The organism is Peribacillus faecalis (assembly GCF_014712675.1).
GTDB classification, from domain to species: domain Bacteria; phylum Bacillota; class Bacilli; order Bacillales; family DSM-1321; genus Bacillus_AD; species Bacillus_AD faecalis.
The window spans coordinates 198,709-215,896 of record NZ_JACXSI010000001.1 but is presented as its reverse complement, the minus strand read 5'-3'; the positions used below and the strand labels follow the sequence as shown (position 1 = coordinate 215,896).

15 protein-coding genes and 1 riboswitch are annotated in these 17,188 nt (G+C 40.2%); of the genes, 12 read left to right on the top strand and 3 right to left on the bottom strand.

The annotated features are described in order from the left end of the window. The first annotated feature begins 31 nt into the window (after positions 1–31). The 5 genes from IEO70_RS01010 (at position 32) to IEO70_RS00990 (ending at position 5,556) form a co-directional block, all read left to right on the top strand. The gene (locus tag IEO70_RS01010) at positions 32–1,264 is read left to right on the top strand and encodes an aminopeptidase (RefSeq protein WP_190996493.1); all 1,233 of its coding nucleotides are present in this window, start codon (positions 32–34) and stop codon (positions 1,262–1,264) included. 73 nt (positions 1,265–1,337) lie between these two features. Then, positions 1,338–1,520: riboswitch (cobalamin riboswitch) on the top strand. A 107-nt stretch (positions 1,521–1,627) separates the two neighbouring features. Next, the gene (locus IEO70_RS01005; RefSeq protein WP_190996492.1) at positions 1,628–2,173 is read left to right on the top strand and encodes a cob(I)yrinic acid a,c-diamide adenosyltransferase; all 546 of its coding nucleotides are present in this window, start codon (positions 1,628–1,630) and stop codon (positions 2,171–2,173) included. Between the two features lie 15 nt (positions 2,174–2,188). Beyond that, positions 2,189–3,163: an ABC transporter substrate-binding protein gene (locus tag IEO70_RS01000; RefSeq protein WP_190996491.1), complete on the top strand. Its 975-nt coding sequence runs from the start codon at positions 2,189–2,191 to the stop codon at positions 3,161–3,163. Then, the gene (locus tag IEO70_RS00995) at positions 3,129–4,196 is read left to right on the top strand and encodes a FecCD family ABC transporter permease (RefSeq protein ID WP_235973439.1); all 1,068 of its coding nucleotides are present in this window, start codon (positions 3,129–3,131) and stop codon (positions 4,194–4,196) included. The genes IEO70_RS01000 and IEO70_RS00995 overlap by 35 nt, the downstream gene beginning before the upstream one ends. A 16-nt stretch (positions 4,197–4,212) precedes the next feature. Then, positions 4,213–5,556, top strand: coding sequence for an ABC transporter ATP-binding protein (locus IEO70_RS00990; RefSeq protein WP_190996489.1), 1,344 nt, complete (start codon positions 4,213–4,215; stop codon positions 5,554–5,556). A 270-nt stretch (positions 5,557–5,826) separates the two neighbouring features. Here IEO70_RS00990 and IEO70_RS00985 read toward each other — a convergent pair whose 3' ends face one another. Next, the gene (locus IEO70_RS00985) at positions 5,827–6,249 is read right to left on the bottom strand and encodes a DUF2383 domain-containing protein (protein WP_190996488.1); all 423 of its coding nucleotides are present in this window, start codon (positions 6,247–6,249) and stop codon (positions 5,827–5,829) included. Positions 6,250–6,371: 122 nt separating this feature from the next. Between IEO70_RS00985 and IEO70_RS00980 the strand changes: the two genes are divergently transcribed. The 3 genes from IEO70_RS00980 to IEO70_RS00970 all read left to right on the top strand — a co-directional run bounded on the left by IEO70_RS00980 (position 6,372) and on the right by IEO70_RS00970 (position 7,068). Then, positions 6,372–6,590 (top strand): DUF1659 domain-containing protein, encoded by a 219-nt coding sequence (locus IEO70_RS00980; RefSeq protein WP_190996487.1) that lies wholly within the window; start codon positions 6,372–6,374, stop codon positions 6,588–6,590. 35 nt (positions 6,591–6,625) lie between these two features. Beyond that, complete coding sequence (locus tag IEO70_RS00975) at positions 6,626–6,847, top strand: DUF2922 domain-containing protein (RefSeq protein WP_190996486.1); 222 nt, start codon at positions 6,626–6,628, stop codon at positions 6,845–6,847. A 71-nt stretch (positions 6,848–6,918) separates the two neighbouring features. After that, positions 6,919–7,068, top strand: coding sequence for a YvrJ family protein (locus tag IEO70_RS00970; RefSeq protein ID WP_190996485.1), 150 nt, complete (start codon positions 6,919–6,921; stop codon positions 7,066–7,068). Between the two features lie 367 nt (positions 7,069–7,435). Here the strand turns inward: IEO70_RS00970 and IEO70_RS00965 are convergent, their stop codons facing one another. Next, a complete protein-coding gene (locus IEO70_RS00965; protein ID WP_190996484.1) occupies positions 7,436–7,639 on the bottom strand; it encodes a cold-shock protein in 204 nt (67 codons plus the stop codon). A gap of 411 nt (positions 7,640–8,050) precedes the next feature. Then, a complete protein-coding gene (locus tag IEO70_RS00960) occupies positions 8,051–8,512 on the bottom strand; it encodes a GNAT family N-acetyltransferase (protein ID WP_190996483.1) in 462 nt (153 codons plus the stop codon). Positions 8,513–8,707: 195 nt separating this feature from the next. On the opposite strand from IEO70_RS00960, the gene IEO70_RS00955 reads away from it, so the two are divergent. The 4 genes from IEO70_RS00955 (at position 8,708) to IEO70_RS00940 (ending at position 17,180) form a co-directional block, all read left to right on the top strand. Further along, positions 8,708–10,282: a peptide chain release factor 3 gene (locus IEO70_RS00955; protein WP_190996482.1), complete on the top strand. Its 1,575-nt coding sequence runs from the start codon at positions 8,708–8,710 to the stop codon at positions 10,280–10,282. 264 nt (positions 10,283–10,546) lie between these two features. Further along, entirely contained in the window at positions 10,547–11,920 is a 1,374-nt protein-coding gene (locus tag IEO70_RS00950; RefSeq protein ID WP_190996481.1) for a SulP family inorganic anion transporter, read from the top strand. A 408-nt stretch (positions 11,921–12,328) separates the two neighbouring features. Further along, a complete protein-coding gene (nhaC, locus tag IEO70_RS00945; protein WP_190996480.1) occupies positions 12,329–13,720 on the top strand; it encodes a Na+/H+ antiporter NhaC in 1,392 nt (463 codons plus the stop codon). Positions 13,721–14,018: 298 nt separating this feature from the next. Beyond that, positions 14,019–17,180, top strand: coding sequence for an efflux RND transporter permease subunit (locus tag IEO70_RS00940; protein WP_190996479.1), 3,162 nt, complete (start codon positions 14,019–14,021; stop codon positions 17,178–17,180). The last annotated feature ends 8 nt before the right edge of the window (positions 17,181–17,188 follow it).

Genomic DNA, 17,188 nt, shown 5'->3' with positions numbered 1-17,188 from the left:
ATAATAATGAATAATTGTAAGGAGTGGTTTTATGGAGAACTTCCAACAAAACTTAGAAAAATATGCAGAGCTTGCTGTCAAAGTGGGCGTTAATGTTCAAAAAGGACAAACACTTGTCATCAATACAATGCTTGAGGGTGCAGAGCTAGTTCGCCTTATTGTAAAGAAAGCTTATGAAGCCGGTGCACGGAATGTCATTGTCAATTGGAATGACGATACAGTTAACCGTCTGAAATACGAGCATGCCGATGATGAAGTATTTAAAGAGTATCCGAAGCATCGCGCAGCAGAAACAAATGAGCTAGCTGAACAAGGAGCTTCTTATTTATCAGTCATTTCTTCTTCGCCTGATTTATTGAAAGGCATTAATCCAGAACGTATTGCCAATAATCAAAAAGCATCCGGTCAAGCGTTAAGCAAATTCCGCCAGCTGATGCAGGCTGATAAGTTGCCTTGGTCAATTGTAGCTGTACCTTCAAAAGCATGGGCAAACATGGTATTCCCGGATGCGCCGGAATCAGAACGAATCAGCTTACTTTGGGATGCAATCTTCAAAGCGACTCGCATCGATCAAGATAATCCTGTCGAAGCTTGGAAGAAGCACAATGAAAACCTACATACAAAAGTAGATTACTTAAACAAGAAGCATTATAAAAAACTTCACTACCGTGCACCCGGAACAGATTTAACAATTGAGCTTCCGGAAAAAAATCTTTGGTGCGGAGCGGGAAGCATCAGCGAAGACGGTACAGAATTCATGGCAAATATGCCGACGGAAGAAGTATTCTCCATGCCGCTGAAAACGGGCGTTAATGGGTATGTATCAAGTACGAAGCCATTAAGCTACGGCGGAAATATTATTGACAAATTCAAACTGACTTTTGAAAATGGAAGAATTGTTGATGCACAAGCGGAAGTGGGCGAAGAGATTTTGAAACATCTGATTGAAACAGATGAAGGTTCTCATTATTTAGGTGAAGTAGCGCTTGTACCGCATCACTCGCCGATTTCAGAATCGAATATTTTATTTTACAACACATTATTCGATGAAAATGCATCGAACCATTTAGCTATTGGTAGTGCATATGCATTCAACCTTGATGGCGGCAAAACGATGACTCGCGAAGAGCTAAGAGAAAACGGTGCGAACCAAAGCATTACGCACGTGGACTTCATGATTGGCTCTGAGCAAATGGATATCGATGGCATTACAGAAGACGGAAAAGCAGAACCAATTTTCCGTAACGGCAATTGGGCTTTTTAAATAATTTGTATGTAAAGAATGACAATTAAGCTTTGCTGTGATACAATTCTTTGAAAAGTTAGAAAATTAACAGTTTCATATTTCATTAAAAAGTGCCTTTTATGAAGGATAATAGGGAAACCGGTGGAAATCCGGTGCAGCCCCCGCTACTGTAAGCATTTATAAGTTGCTTGATTAGACCACTGAACAATCGTTCGGGAAGGTGCAGGCAATAAGGATGCGAAGCCAGGAAACCTGCTTTTTAATGTGTCTACTTTTTTTTCGGCGGGAAAAGAAAGTCAAGAGCCTGTATGGAATTAAATATTCATAAGCCTTGACTGATTTTTCGGTCAAGGCTTTATTTATGTTATTGGGGGAATTCGAATGGGAGAACAAAATGTTGAGGGGAAAATTTTAGTCTACACAGGCAATGGGAAAGGGAAGACAACTGCTGCTTTCGGATTGGCTGCGCGAGCTTTAGGGCGCGATATGAAGGTGATTATTTTGCAATTTATTAAATCACCGGAGTTTACATACGGAGAGAAGATTGCCCTTGAGAAGCTTGGTGCGCATGTGGAACAATTAGGGGTCGGTTTTACTTGGACAAAAACGCCTGAAGAGCATCGTGTTGCATTGAAAACAGCTTGGAAAAAAGCGAAAGAGACGGTCGAGAGCGGACAGTATGATTTAATTGTTCTTGACGAGTTGAATAATGCGCTAAGTATCAATACGTTTCCAATTGATGACGTCTTGCCGCTTGCTGATGTAGTGGACACGTTGAAGAATAAACCAAGGGACACGCATATAGTCGTCACTGGGCGAGATGCAAAGGTCGAAATTAAAGAGATTGCTGACCTAGTCTCAATCATTGAAGAAGAAAAGCATTATTACAAAGATGGTGTCGATGCCATTTATGGAATCGAATATTAATTGGGGGATTGAAAGATGAATAAGCAGCTTTGGAGAAAAACAGGAATATTTGCTCTTATATTTGTATTATCAGTATTTTTATTAGCGGCCTGCGGTTCAGCTGACCAAAAGAATGAATCGAAAGATAATGACAAGACAGAAGTGTCACAAACAGATACCTTTCCATTAACGATTACTGATGATTTAGGAAATGAAGTGACAATCGAAGAGAAGCCGGAGACGGTTGTATCGATTTTACCAAGCGTTACAGAAACATTATTTGCTTTAGGTTTAGATGAAGAAATTATCGGGGTATCTGATTTTGATAATTACCCGGAAGCAGCTTTGGAAAAAGATAAAATTGGCGATATGGATATGAATGCTGAAAAAATCATTTCATTAAATCCAGATGTAGCATTCCTTTCTAAATATAACTTTGATAATCATGCAGATACGATTAAACAATTTGAAGAGTTAGGAATCGAAGTAGTCATCATTGATACAGAGGAATCGTTCGAAGGAACTTACGCAAGCATTGAGCTAATCGGGAAAATAACTGGTCAAACAAAAGAAGCTGAAGAAGTTGTTTCTTCAATGAAAGAAGAGCTTGCAGCAATTGAAGAGAAAGCAAGCAAAGTAACAGAGAAGAAAAAAGTATGGGTGGAAGTATCTCCACAGCCTGAAATTTATACACCTGGACAGAATACGTATATGAACGAGATGCTGAATACAATCGGTGCAGAAAACGCAGCGACAGGAGACGGCTGGTATAGCGTAAATGAAGAGGAAGCTGTTCAATTGAATCCGGATGTGATCGTTGTTACGTACGGAGATTTTGTTGAAAATGCGGTTGAGCAAGTCTTAGCCCGTGACGGCTGGCAAGAGGTAACAGCTGTGAAAAATAAAGCTGTCTACTCTGTTGACAGCGATATGACATCAAGAACGGGACCTCGTTTAGTTAATGGAGTTGAAGAGCTTGGAAAAGCGATTTATCCGGAAATTTTCGAATAAAAGATGGGCGTTGCTGGCGGCTGTGACTGTCGGCATCGTTATTATTTCCATATTGTTGGGTATATTAGTCGGATCTGTACCAATCTCTGTATTGGACACGATTAAAATAATAATCGGTAAAATGTTCGGGTTATCACTTTTTGAAGGTGAAAAAGGCACAGAACTGATTATTTGGGAAATTCGCTTTTCTCGTGTTGTTTTAGCCTTCCTTGTTGGCGCCTCGTTAGCGTTAGCGGGGGCTGCTTTTCAAGGGCTTCTCCGCAATACGCTGGCTGACCCATATACGCTCGGTGTATCATCTGGCGCTTCTCTCGGAGCGGTAGCGGTGCTGTTTTTTCAATTACCGAGCAGCTTACTTGGGGGTTACACGCAGCCGATTGTCGCGATTATATGTGGTATTCTAACTCTAGTGATTGTGTTGGTCATTACGAATATGACGACGGGCAAAACCGGCAATGAAACGATTATTTTGGCAGGGATTATCATCTCTTCTTTCTTTAGCGCAGTCATTTCGCTTTTAATAGCGCTGACTCCGCGAGAGGACATAGCTAATATTTTGAATTGGACGATGGGAAGCGTTGCGATGAGAGGCTGGGGACATGTTCAGCTCATATTACCGTTTTTTATCATTGGTGCGGTGATTGTTCTGTATCATTTTCGTGAGCTAAACGCAATGGCTCTTGGCGAACAGTCTGCGCAGTTTATCGGAATGGATGTCAAAAAGAAGAAGACGATGATTTTAATTGGCGCTTCGATTTTGACAGGTTCAGCTGTAGCGGTATCCGGTGCGATTGGTTTTGTTGGTCTTGTGATTCCGCATTTGATCCGGCTGATTGTCGGAGCAAATCATCGATATGTATTGCCTTTTTCATTAGTGTATGGCGGAGCATATTTAGTTCTTGCTGATCTGTTGGCGAGAACAGTAATTGCGCCGAAAGAATTGCCGATTGGTGTTGTGACAGCTTTAATTGGGTCGCCTATTTTTGCTTTACTTCTTATTAGGCAAAGAATGAAAAGTAAAGGTGCAAGGTAAGTTTGGAGGACTGAAAATGATTTCATTACAGAATGTTACTGGCGGATATACGAAACAGACAGCCATTGTGCGCGATTTATCTTTTACTGTTGATAAGGCTCAATTTTTTGCCTTGCTCGGACCGAATGGAAGCGGCAAAACAACGATTATTCGTCTCATTATGGGAGCGCTACCGCTGCATAGCGGAGAAATATGGATTAATGGGAAAAGCATCAATCAATATAAAACGAAAGAATTGGCAAAGACAGTCGCAGTCATGACACAGGAAAATGAGGTTGGACTTGATTTTACTGTACAAGAAATCGTCAATTTAGGACGTTATCCGCATCAATCCTCCATTCTTTTCAAGGAAAATAATGAGTATGATGAAGCCGTTGTCGAACGGGTCATGGAACAAACGAATGTATCGTATATGAGAGATCAGCCTTTTTCATCGTTAAGCGGCGGAGAAAAACAGCGTGTTTTGCTAGCCAAGGCTCTCGCGCAGGAGCCGAGCATTCTTTTGTTGGATGAACCGACAAATCATCTGGATGTTCGCCATACCATTGAATTGCTCGATTTACTGAAGCAACTGCAGCTGGAAAATGAGCTGACTATTTTGGCGATTTTGCATGATTTAAATGTTGCTTCGTTATATGCTGATCAAGTAGGGCTGCTTTGTTGCGGTGATTTGCAAGGAACGTATGATGGCTTTCAGAAACAGGATGAAAAGTCGTTTTCGGCCGCATACGGAGTTAATATGCATTTTCAGGCACATCCTTATTTGGCGAAAAACCAAGTTTTTGTACGTCCTCAATATACGGAAAAGCATGCAGCAAAATTAGTTTTGGCAATTGATAAACAAAATAACGGACTGAAGCTTAACTTTACAAAGCCTTTGCGGACACTGTCTGTCGGGGATTACGGTAAAGGAATTACGTGGGAAAGAGAATGGCATATACAAAAGTTCCGCTCAGAAGAATTCAAACATCAATTAGTGCTTGTCGGCGCTTTGAAAATTTTTGCGTATGATGTCGAAAAAGATGAATGCTTTTCTGTTCATCCTGACGAACTGGAGCAAACTAATTGGCATCTATTACTGTTGTTTTGTCCGAATAAAGAATCGCTTTCAATCAGCATAGTTGCAAAAGCAAAGTTGCCTGATGTGGAGTTAATGAATATGGCGCTTCAGATTGCTTCCATGATAACAAAGCTTGATATTGAGTTTCATCAAAGGAAGCAGTCGTTGGAATTGTTGACAATCAGTCTACTGGATGAGGGTCTTTCAGTTCCTAATACGAACCATATGAAAATATCGCAAATGGTCCTTCCATTATTCCAAATTGCTTGGGAAATGGAACAAGTTCAATCGAAAGTATAAAATAACCCTCCTGAAAGCCTGATTTCAGGAGGGTTTATTTGTTAAAAGGATAGGTGCCGGTTTTTCTAACAAGACAAGAAAGCATATATTGGACTTAGATAGCTGTCTAACCTTACAGCTGCCATGCTAGGTTCTAAGCCATCCACTCTGTGAAACCAAGATCGGGTTTCACGGCGCGGCTGTCTTAGTCTTGCCGCATGGCTCCTTTTTCATCGAGGCGAATCTAAGTAGCATATTCATTGATGAAAAGGGACCGGTGCCGGTTTATCTTTAATGGAGCAAATGCTTCAGTGTTTCCACATGCTTTGCATTTCTTTCGAAAATAGAGTCAATCAATTGTTTTTGCTGTTCGGATATATCTCCTTTAATATTTTCGCCGGCAACATGTACCGCATATTTTTGTTCATTTTCCATTGCCTCTTTTATGATTTCTTCTGTATTGGTCGGCGCTGTAATCTGCTGAAATTTTCCGATGATGGAAGCGAAAGCTCCTTCATCTTTTGCCGGCTTTCCTCCTAAGTTTTGAATACGCTCAGCTACTTGAATTGTACTTAATTTATGCTCCTTTTGAATATCCTGAAGTGTTTTTTTAACAGTGGGATCTTCACAATTCTCAATATAGTAATCATAGGCATGAACCCCCATGTAAAGCCCTTTAAGAAAATCGTTCATTTCTTGAATATCTTCTTTCATATAATCACCTCAACTATAATTTGTGTATTTCAAGCAGAAAAAATTTATCTGTTAAAAAAATTTATAAGCTTGTTCCTTTCTTATCGGAAATTTGTATAACAAATACGAAGGGGGTGATACGAATGGCTAATAAAACTGTTGACTCTAAGCAATTGCGTCTTGTGTTTCAAACGGGTGTAAATGACAAAGGTGAGCCGCTTGAAAAGCGTAAAGCATTTAACAATATCGAAATTAGCGCTACAGTTGACCAGCTATATGCAACAGCTCAAGCAATCGCTAGCCTGCAAACTTTTCCTTTATTGAAAGTTGAACAGCAAGAGATTTCCGACATCCAAGAATAATAGGAATAAAAATCTAAGTGGGAGGAGGTGTGACTATGTCGACAGTCAAAGCATTGGAACTCGCCTTTGAAACAGCAAATGGCAAAACTGCGACTATATCAATAGACTCTCCAAAGGAGCCGGTTGATATTGAAGCCGCAAAACAGGCAATGGATACGATTATTGCGCAAGAAGCGATTACATCAGCTAATGGAAAGTTAACATCGAAAAAACATGTGCGCTTAGTGGAACGAACTGTAGAACAATATGAGCTGTAATCTTTAAGGAAAAAGAAAGCTTCAGGAGGAATAAAAAAATCTTCTGAAGCTTTCTTTGGGAGGTGAACAGTTTGGAGAGTTTAATTCCGCTTATTAGTGAGGTAGGTTTTCCGATTGTCGTGACGCTCTATTTGCTGTATCGGATTGAAACAAGGCTGAATGTGCTCATTGAATCGCTGCAAACCCTTCCGCAGCGAATAAGGGAAGAGCAGTTAAGGTAGAGCAGAAACCATTAAAGCCTTCTTAAATGGTTAGAGGAGGTTTTTCTTATATTAAGGTTGGAAATAATGTGTTTCCTTGAGTTAACAGCAGATGAAATTAATAAAATTAGAAATGCAAAATCGCCTTTGCATCGGTTTTAATCAAGTGGTGTACAAACGCACTTTAGTCGGTTGGTCAAGCTTGGCTTGGCTCACACAGGGACCCAGGGACTGATCTGTTTATCTGTCTGTTGGTAAATACCGACTTGCCGGTTTTAATTGTGGAAGCGATGAAAATACCGTTAAACCGAAAAAATAACAGTTATGCAAGATAAAAGGCGCTACTAATGAATAGTAGCGCCTAAATAAACGTAAGTGAAAGTTAAAATTAAAGTTTTACTACGTTTTTAGCTTGAGGTCCGCGGCTGCCGTCTTCGATTTCGAATTCAACATCTTGGCCTTCGTCAAGAGTTTTGTAGCCATCACCTTGAATAGCTGAGAAGTGTACGAATACATCGTTTCCGCCTGGTACTTCGATGAAGCCGAAACCTTTTTCGCTATTAAACCATTTTACTTTACCTGTTACTGTCATACGATAAATCCTCCTAAAAGTTAAAAAAAAATTAATATGCAACTTTATTACTTCCCGATTGAGAGTATAAATTCACACATTATCAAAAAACAAAAAATGTTTGATTCTTGATAATATGCAAATTGTTAGTAATTTGATTAGTTTTATTATACATGATGTTTTTTTAAATAACAAGATAACTTAAAGAAAAAATCAGAAACTTCATATTTGCACGAAGTGTGTAAATGCAGCAAGAAAGCGTTTTAATTTATATTTATTATAACATAACTCGCTATTTAATGAACTATGGGAATTGTTGGTTTATTTCGGTTACTAGAAAAAATTAATTTTTACGAATGACAGATCTTACGGCAGCTATGTCGGCTTTCTTTAGTCGACATAGCTGCTGGGAAGCCAAACGGTTTTATATTATTAAAGAGTTTTTTCGTAGCAAGCAACTGTGCGGTTATTCGACACGCCTGTCTTATAAAAGCAATAGCCAAAGCTTTCCCAGAAATTTTTTGCGCCTTCATTTTCCGGTATAACAGCAAGACGCAGCTTCGTTAATCCGCGATCTTCTTTTAAATGCTGCTCAATATTATCATAAGCAATCGAACCGTAGCCGTAACCCTGATAGTCATGATGGATCATAAATAAACCAATCCACGGTGTATCGTCTTTCGGGTTATTGATCATTAAATCAACAATACCGATATACGTATCATCCGCTTTTAAAAAGTATGACTCACATTGGTCTTGAAGTAATTGCTTGGCAATTTCCTCTTCTGAACGAGTATCATGCCCATTTTCCATTGTATTATACGCTTTGTTAGAGTTTATTATTTCTTTTGCAATATAAAGTGTTTCAGCTGTCATTGGTTCAAGTGTAATCATCGTTCTTCTCCCTTTGTCGTTTTCATGCTATATTTTACCTCGGAACGTGTTGAATTCCTATGGTGAAAAATCCCTTGCCGGGAATTACGCACTTTTTACTGTTAAAATATAGCCAATCAGGCAAGGCATATGATATATTTTTTAGGTTAAGGAAAATTAATAAAGCATTTTTTAATATAGATAAGGATGTAGAACATGAACTCTTTTCAAAAAGAAGTCCAATCAAGAAAAACATTTGCTATCATCTCTCACCCAGATGCTGGTAAAACAACAATTACTGAAAAATTACTTTTATTCGGAGGCGCAATTCGCGATGCTGGTACTGTAAAGGCCCGCAAAACAGGCAAATTCGCAACTTCCGATTGGATGGAAATCGAGAAGCAACGTGGTATCTCTGTTACTTCTTCTGTTATGCAATTTGATTATAAAGATTGCAAAGTAAACATCGTTGACACACCTGGTCACCAAGACTTCAGTGAAGATACGTATCGTACGCTTATGGCTGTTGACAGTGCCGTGATGGTTGTCGATGCTGCTAAAGGTATCGAGGATCAAACGATGAAGCTATTTAAAGTTTGTCGTATGCGCGGTATTCCGATCTTTACGTTCATTAACAAAATGGACCGCCAAGGGAAGGAGCCTCTAGAGCTTTTAGCTGAACTTGAAGAAGTACTGGGCATTGAGTCTTACCCGATGAACTGGCCAATCGGTATGGGTAAAGATTTCGAAGGCATTTATGACCGATACAATAACCGTATCGAGCAATTCAAAGTCGATGGCGACGATCGCTACATTCCGCTAAATGAAGATGGAGAGCTTGAAGGAAGCCACCCATTAATGGATTCTCCTTTATATGAGCAAACATTAGATGAAATTATGCTGCTGAATGAAGCGGGTAATGAATACAGTGTGGAAAGAATCGCTGATGGCGAATTAACACCAGTATTTTTCGGAAGTGCATTAACAACTTTTGGTGTACAAACATTTTTAGATGCGTTCCTAGATTTTGCGCCGTCTCCACAGCCGCGCCAATCTTCAAAAGGTGACATCGATCCATTAAGTGAAGAATTCTCTGGATTTATTTTCAAAATTCAAGCGAACATGAATCCTAAGCACCGTGACCGTATCGCGTTTTTACGTATTTGCTCAGGTAAATTCGAGCGCGGCATGAGTGTGAACTTAAGTAGAACAGGCAAATCAATCAACTTGTCTTCATCTACACAATTTATGGCAGATGAGCGTGAAACGGTTAATACAGCGGTAAGCGGTGATATTATCGGTCTTTATGATACAGGTAACTATCAAATCGGTGATACGCTGACAGTAAGCCGTGATATGTTCCAATTCGAAAAGCTTCCACAATTTACGCCGGAAATTTTCATGAAAGTTTCTGCGAAAAATGTATTGAAGCAGAAGCACTTCCATAAAGGAATTAACCAGTTAGTTCAAGAAGGCGCGATTCAGCTGTTCAAAACAGTTACGATGGAAGAATACTTATTGGGCGCTGTCGGTCAGCTTCAATTCGAGGTATTTGAAAACCGCATGAAGAACGAATACAACACAGATGTCATTATGGAAAGAGTGGGCAATAAAATGGCTCGCTGGGTTGAGGGCAATGAGGTTGATGAAAAACTGAACAGCTCTCGAAGCATCCTTGTTAAAGACCGCTACGATCAATATGCTTTCCTATTCGAAAACGAATTCGCATTACGCTGGTTCCAAGATAAGAACCCTGATGTGAAGCTATACAATCCGATGGACGGAAAATAATCAAATTTAAAAAGAGGCCTTGAAAAGTCAATTTACGACTGTTCAAGGTCTCTTTTTGTTTAGAAATTTATAAATGAAAAAGAAACGGTAACTTTTTTGATTATTTGATTAGTTAAATGTATTTACAAATTTTTACACTCAATACGCTGGATATATATAATAAAATGGATTATTATGTAAATATTGGTAGTAAAAGGAGGATTGGTGTAACTTTCGGGATTCGACAAATCATTGCAAGTTCAATTTTAATAGGGGGGAATGTGAATGGGAATTAAAAATCGTAAAGAGGGTATGGAACAGCCATATTGGCCGTTAGGAGTATTTAAAGTTAGGCTTCCGTTTATTCATTATCGCTGGGAGAAAGCGGAATTTGTTCAAGCACTTATAATGTTTGTAGTAAGCTTAGGTATGATTCCTTTATTGCAGCAGTTTTTAGGACTTCCATATGAAGTAGCTTTAGCTTATGTGTTTATTGGGGGTATAGGCTTTATGCTACCATCATTACTTGGCGTTCCTATGGTTCCAGGTTGGATCACACCGGCTATACCGGTTGTTACTTTGTATTTAGGAGGTTTCGAACCCGGTCCTGATGCTATTAAAGCACTATTTGCTCTGCAACTTATAGTATTCTTCATTTTCCTGTTTCTTGGGATTACACGTTTAGGGGAAAAGCTAGTTGACCTTGTTCCTAATTCATTAAAAGCCGGAATATTAATTGGAGCTGGAGTTGCAGCTTTAATGGGAGAAATTTCACCAGATGGACGCTTAATGAATACGCCTGTTTCTCTTATTATAGGTACTTTGGTTGCTTTCTATCTTTTGTTTTCTTTATCGTTCAAGGAATTGATTGAAAGGAATAGAATTGCTAAAACGATTGCAAACTTTGGTCTTGTACCGTCTATGATTATCGCCATGATACTTGGATGGACAATGAGTGAATATACGTTTCCGAACATACAGTGGGGAATTACGATTCCTGCTTTTGGTGAATTGTTGAATTATATCCCGTTTTCAGTAGGGTTTCCGAACTTAGATATCTTTCTACTGGCTGTACCAACAGCAATCATTGCTTATATTATTGCTTTTGGTGATATTATAGTCGGGAAAACATTACTTCAAAAGGCCGAAGAAATCAGGAAAGATGAAAAAATCGATTCGGACGTGAGTCGAGTGCATATTGTAACAGCTATACGCAATCTGCTTCATGCATTTTTCGCACCATACCCAGGTCTTGCCGGTCCTCTCTGGACACCGGTTCAGGCAACGGTGGTTGAACGTTATAAATATGGTCGTAAAGCAATGGACTCAATACATAGTGGCATGGGGACGTTTTGGATTGCCGGGTTTTTAGCATTATTTATATTGCCGCTTGTTAGTTTATTTCAGCCTGTCTTACCAATTGCGCTATCATTGACACTAATTATCACAGGTTATGTTTGTATTAGTGTAGGTATTGAACAAACGACTTCAAATGTAGAACGAGGTGTCGCGGGGATTATGGCCATTGTGTTGGCGATACATGGTGCAACATATGGTTTAATTACTGGAATTGTACTTTATTTCTTAATCGAAAAAACATCCTTATTTAAACAGAAGGAAGAAGAAGAAGTAGAACCCGAAATAGAAAAAGCAGGGTGATACATTGAGAGGCATGTAAAAATGAAGAAGGACCTATAATGGTTCTTCTTTTAAAGAAAAAATTGGTTGATTGACAACGGAAGCGATTTTACGTAAAGTATATGTATATCTAAATATTTTAGTGCTGAAAAGCGTTTAAGTAAAAAAGTTATCTGTAGACAGCCGAAGTAGCGGTGTTACGAGCAGCAAGAAGAGATCAGACGGATGGTGAAAGTCTGAGCAGCAGCAACCGTGAATTACAGTGTCATGCAATAAAGCAGATGTTTTGAATGAGTGGGCAGAGGAGTATCCTTCTGTCAAATAGGGTGGTACCGCGAAGCTTCTTCGTCCCTATGTGGAGCAGAGGCTTTTTTTGTGCGCAAAAAAACAGGCTCCTAATCACAACTTGTACTACTAGGAGGAAGAAGGATGCTGCAAGACTCTAAACTGAAGCTTCCGGTTATGGAAGCCGCAATTATTTTAATTTCTATCGTGGCGCTTATTAGCGTCAGCATTATTGTTCTTGGCTTAAATCCGCATTTGCCGATTATTTTATCAATCATGTTACTGATGGTATTTGGTCGCCTGAAGGGGATTTCAATTTCAGAGATTGAAAAAGGGATGATAAAGGGTGCTGCCTCTGGACTTGGTGCCGTGTACATTTTCTTTTTTATCGGAATGCTGATTAGCAGCTGGATGGTAAGTGGAACAATTCCGACGTTAATGTTTTACGGATTTGAATTGTTCTCGGATTTGCCGTTATATTTCTCAGTATTTGTCGTATGCGCGATTATCGGAACGTGCATCGGTAGTGCATTTACTACAGCTGCTTCTATTGGTGTAGCTTTTATCGGGATGGCAACAGCGATGGACGCGTCGTTAGCGATGACAGCAGGAGCGATTGTTTCAGGTGCATTTCTTGGCGATAAAATGTCGCCGCTGTCGGATACAACGAACTTAGCATCTGGAACTGTAGGTGTTCCGTTATTCGAGCATATTAAAAATATGTTATGGACAACTGTTCCGGGCTTTGTTATAACAGCTCTGATTTTCTTTATTTTATCTCCTGACGCTGCAGAAAAGACATCGGAAGTAACAGCGTTTCTTGACGCATTACAGGAGCATAGCTACATCGGATTGATGGCGCTGATTCCTTTTGTGATAGTTGTCGGGCTTGCTGTTTTAAAAGTATCTGCAATTCCGACATTATCTGCCGGGATTGTAAGCAGCGTGGTGATCGCGTTCATTAATGACAGCAGCCTTACTTTTACAGACATGGCTAATATTCTATTCTCAGGCTTTGTTCTTGATAGTCCGGTAGAACAATTAAACTCGGTCTTATCAAGAGGAGGAATTGAGAGCATGATGAATTCAATCTCTCTTATTCTGCTCGCTTTAGGGATGGGCGGCTTGTTATTTCTGCTTGGAATTATCCCGTCATTGCTACGTACGATTGAAAGCTCATTGACTTCAGTGTTCCGCCTTATTATGGCGACTGCATGCACAGCGATTGGAATTAATGTGTTTGTCGGAGAACAATACTTATCGATTCTTTTAACAGGAAAAACATTCGAAGGTCAATATGTGAAGCACGGTTATGACCGGAAGACTTTGTCACGTGCTTTGGAAGATTGTGGCACAGTGATTAATCCGCTTATTCCTTGGGGAGTTGCCGGTGTGTTCATCGCAGGCATTCTAGGTGTTCCGACAATCGAATATATGCCTTTTGCTTTCTTTTGCTTGTTATGTCCTCTGCTTACCATCTTGAGCGGGATTACACAAATCGGCATAGCAAAAGAGACGAAGCAGCAGGCAGCATAAGAGCGATAAACCGTTATACATTATGTATGGCGGTTTTTTTGTGCTTTAGGAAGTTAAAAAACTAGAAAAACTGTATCGACGTCCAGCTCCAGCGCCCAGCACCTATTGCCCTTCGGCAACCTCCCTACGATAAGTCAACATCGAATCACTATCGTTCTTCGTGTTTCCTATATCTTGGTCGGCGGCCTTCAGTTCATACGGTGCTAACCGGGCACTTTCCGCTTTTGCGATTGAAAAGGACATTGCTGTCAAGTATAGTGATAGTATAAGAATATTTTGAATGGAAGAGGAGTAGTTAATGAAATTAAGTGCATTCTCGATCAAAAGACCGATATTTACGCTTGTGTCGATGATTTTCGTTCTTGTTTTAGGAGCGGTATCATTATTGAATATACCGTTAAAGCTCATTCCGGACATAGACCCTCCTGTAGCGGTAGTTGTCACTTCCTATGATGGAGCGAGCCCGATAGAGGTGTCAGAAAAAGTTTCGAAGCCGCTCGAACAAAGTCTTTCCACTTTGCCGGGCTTAAAAAATATTTCGTCTACCTCTCAAGAAGGAGCAAGCCTAGTATTATTGGAATTTTCATGGACGACAAAACTATCCGAAGTTGAAAATGACGTAATGCGTGCAATCGATTCAGTGACGCTTTCCGGTGATGTCGGTAAGCCGCGGTTTCTAAAATTCGACCCGTCACAATTCCCGATTTTGCAGTTATCTTTAAGCTCTGAAGAAGGAGCGGATAGCCTGCAAAGCATGGCTCAGAAGCTTGAACAGCAATTGTTAAAAATAGATGGTGTTGCAAGTGTTAATACATCCGGTACATACGTGGAGCAAATTAAAGTGGTGCTCGATGAAGAAAAGCTAGTTGCCAATCAGCTAAGTCAAAGTGAGATTGTCAACACAATAGCGGCTAATAATGTATCGCTCCCGGGAGAACAAGTTTTAACAGAAGGCAAGGAATTGACTACGCGTATCATTAGTACGCTGCAATCGAGAGAAGATATAGAACAACTGGCTGTCGCAGTCAACCCATTGACGAATGAAACAATTAAAATTGCAGACGTCGCGTCTGTCGAGACCGTTCAGCAAGATGAAGGAACGATTACGAGAACGAATACTTCTCCTTCTGTTTTATTAAGTGTTTTACAGCAATCCGATGCGAATACAGCTGAGCTTTCCGGAAACATACAGTCACAGCTTGATGACATACTGCAAGATCATACATATAAAGATGTACAAACTGATATTTTGTTTGATCAAGGCGACTTCATTCGCTTATCGATCAATAATATTTCCAATTCGCTAATTATCGGAGCGCTTTTGGCCATGGTCGTGCTGTTCTTCTTTTTGCGCAGCATAAAAAGTCCGATTATCGTCGGAATTGCCATTCCTTATTCGGTAATTGTCACCTTTGTCCTCATGTATTTCTCTAATTTTTCGTTGAATGTGATGACACTTGGGGGGCTTGCGCTCGGTGTCGGAATGCTGGTCGACAACTCGATAGTCGTTATTGAAAATATATATCGCCATTTGTCGATGGGAAAAGACCCGAAAACAGCGGCGCGTGAAGGGGCAGGCGAGGTCGGTTCAGCGATTATCGCCTCGACGTTAACGACAGTTGTGGTCTTTTTACCAGTAGCCTTTATAAGTGGAATTATCGGAGATTTATTTAAGGAGTTTGCGTTGACGATTTCGTTCAGTTTGTTTGCTTCACTTTTTGTCGCTCTCTCAGTGGTGCCGATGCTTGCCAGTCGCTGGCTGAAGAGACTTCCTGCTGATGTGGAGGAAAAACGCAAAAAATCTCGCTCGATGCGCTTTTTCCGAAACAGCGTGCAATGGTCGCTGATGCATAGATGGACTGTATTATTTATTACACTCATCCTAGTTCTTGTCAGCGGTTATGGAATGACGAAGGTCGGTACAGAATTTTTGCCTAGTGCAGATGAAGGGTATTTTACGATTGATGTAGAACTTGAAAACGGAACAGCACTTTCGGAAACAGAAAAAGTCGTAAGCGCAATTGAACAGCAACTGCAAAGTGTAGAAGAGGTTGATGTGTATGTCAGCTTTATCGGTTCTACTCAGCAAAACTCTTTCAGCGGAAGCGCACAAGGCAACAGCGCTGAAATTACCGTCAATTTAAAAAATCTTTCGGAACGCGAGCGATCTGTGTTTGAAGTTGCGGATGATATAAAAGAAGATATCGAAATAGCTGCCAGAGATCAAAATCAATCAGCAAAAGTAACATTTTCGCTGCAATCTTCACAAGGAAGCAGTCCGAATACACTGACCTTTAACTTGCGCGACAGTGATAAGCAGCGCTTATTAAACAGTGTAGATGCGCTAGAAAATGAATTGTCGGAACTCGATGATGTAACACAAGTGCAGACGGATGTAGGTGATACGGTCAAGGAAGTGAATATTGTCGTCAACCGGGATGAAGCATTGAATCACGGCTTTATGCCGGCGCAAATTGCGACGACAGTCAATGAAATTACGCGGGGATCGTTCGCGACACAAATTGTGACGGATAGCAGCGAAGTTCAATCAGTCATTGTTCAATATGATGAAAATGTCGTAAAAGATATTAATGAGCTGAAGAAACTGATGCTTAGGAAAAATGACGGCACATTTGTAGCTTTAGAACAGGTGACAAGTTTTGAGACGGGAAACAGTCAGACTAAAATTCAGCGAATCAACAACCAAGATGCTGTTCAATTTACGCTGCAATTCAAGTCAGATACGAATCTCGGTGCCGTTACAGAGAAGGTCGAGAAAATAGCGGATGATGTATTGTCGACGGAAACAGAGCTGCAATACAGCGGTGACAGAGAACTGCTGAATACAGCAATCAATCAAATGACGCTTGCTTTCTTGTTGGCTGTCTTGTTTGTCTACTTAGTTATGGCAGCTCAATTTGAATCGCTGAAGTATCCGTTTGTCATTATGTTTTCGGTTCCGTTGTTTGTCATCGGAACAGGAATTGCCTTGACTGTAACGGATACGCCAATCGGCATAACGGCCTTAATCGGATTTATTGTGCTTGCCGGTATTGTCGTCAATAATGCGATTGTTCTTGTTGATTATATCAATCAGCGAAAAAGACAGGGACAACCAGCTTATGAAGCGATTGTCAGCTCGGTAGTTGACCGTGCCCGTCCGATCTTAATGACGGCATTGACGACGATTTTAGGTCTTGTCCCATTAGCGTTAGGCATCGGTGAAGGAACGGAATTTAATCAGCCGATGGGTATCACAGTTATCGGCGGACTGATCAGCAGCACATTTTTAACATTGTATATCATTCCGGTTATTTACAGTTTTTTTGATAAGGATACCAGAAAGAAAAACAAAATTAAAAGGGCTATTCATCAAGAGGTTGCTTTAGAGAAAGCTGAAACTGATTCAAATAGCTCATTAAATGAGTTGCGATTGATTGTTCATGAAGAGAAAAGGTAAGGTAAGGG

What these genes read in the sequence shown, in the direction of transcription:
- IEO70_RS01010 (WP_190996493.1), top strand. Translation starts at nt 32, where the DNA reads ATGGAGAACTTCCAACAAAACTTAGAAAAATATGCAGAGCTTGCTGTC.
- IEO70_RS01005 (WP_190996492.1), top strand. Translation starts at nt 1,628, where the DNA reads ATGGGAGAACAAAATGTTGAGGGGAAAATTTTAGTCTACACAGGCAAT.
- IEO70_RS01000 (WP_190996491.1), top strand. Translation starts at nt 2,189, where the DNA reads ATGAATAAGCAGCTTTGGAGAAAAACAGGAATATTTGCTCTTATATTT.
- IEO70_RS00990 (WP_190996489.1), top strand. Translation starts at nt 4,213, where the DNA reads ATGATTTCATTACAGAATGTTACTGGCGGATATACGAAACAGACAGCC.
- IEO70_RS00985 (WP_190996488.1), bottom strand. Translation starts at nt 6,249, where the DNA reads ATGAAAGAAGATATTCAAGAAATGAACGATTTTCTTAAAGGGCTTTAC.
- IEO70_RS00980 (WP_190996487.1), top strand. Translation starts at nt 6,372, where the DNA reads ATGGCTAATAAAACTGTTGACTCTAAGCAATTGCGTCTTGTGTTTCAA.
- IEO70_RS00975 (WP_190996486.1), top strand. Translation starts at nt 6,626, where the DNA reads ATGTCGACAGTCAAAGCATTGGAACTCGCCTTTGAAACAGCAAATGGC.
- IEO70_RS00965 (WP_190996484.1), bottom strand. Translation starts at nt 7,639, where the DNA reads ATGACAGTAACAGGTAAAGTAAAATGGTTTAATAGCGAAAAAGGTTTC.
- IEO70_RS00960 (WP_190996483.1), bottom strand. Translation starts at nt 8,512, where the DNA reads ATGATTACACTTGAACCAATGACAGCTGAAACACTTTATATTGCAAAA.
- IEO70_RS00955 (WP_190996482.1), top strand. Translation starts at nt 8,708, where the DNA reads ATGAACTCTTTTCAAAAAGAAGTCCAATCAAGAAAAACATTTGCTATC.
- IEO70_RS00950 (WP_190996481.1), top strand. Translation starts at nt 10,547, where the DNA reads ATGGGAATTAAAAATCGTAAAGAGGGTATGGAACAGCCATATTGGCCG.
- nhaC (WP_190996480.1), top strand. Translation starts at nt 12,329, where the DNA reads ATGCTGCAAGACTCTAAACTGAAGCTTCCGGTTATGGAAGCCGCAATT.
- IEO70_RS00940 (WP_190996479.1), top strand. Translation starts at nt 14,019, where the DNA reads ATGAAATTAAGTGCATTCTCGATCAAAAGACCGATATTTACGCTTGTG.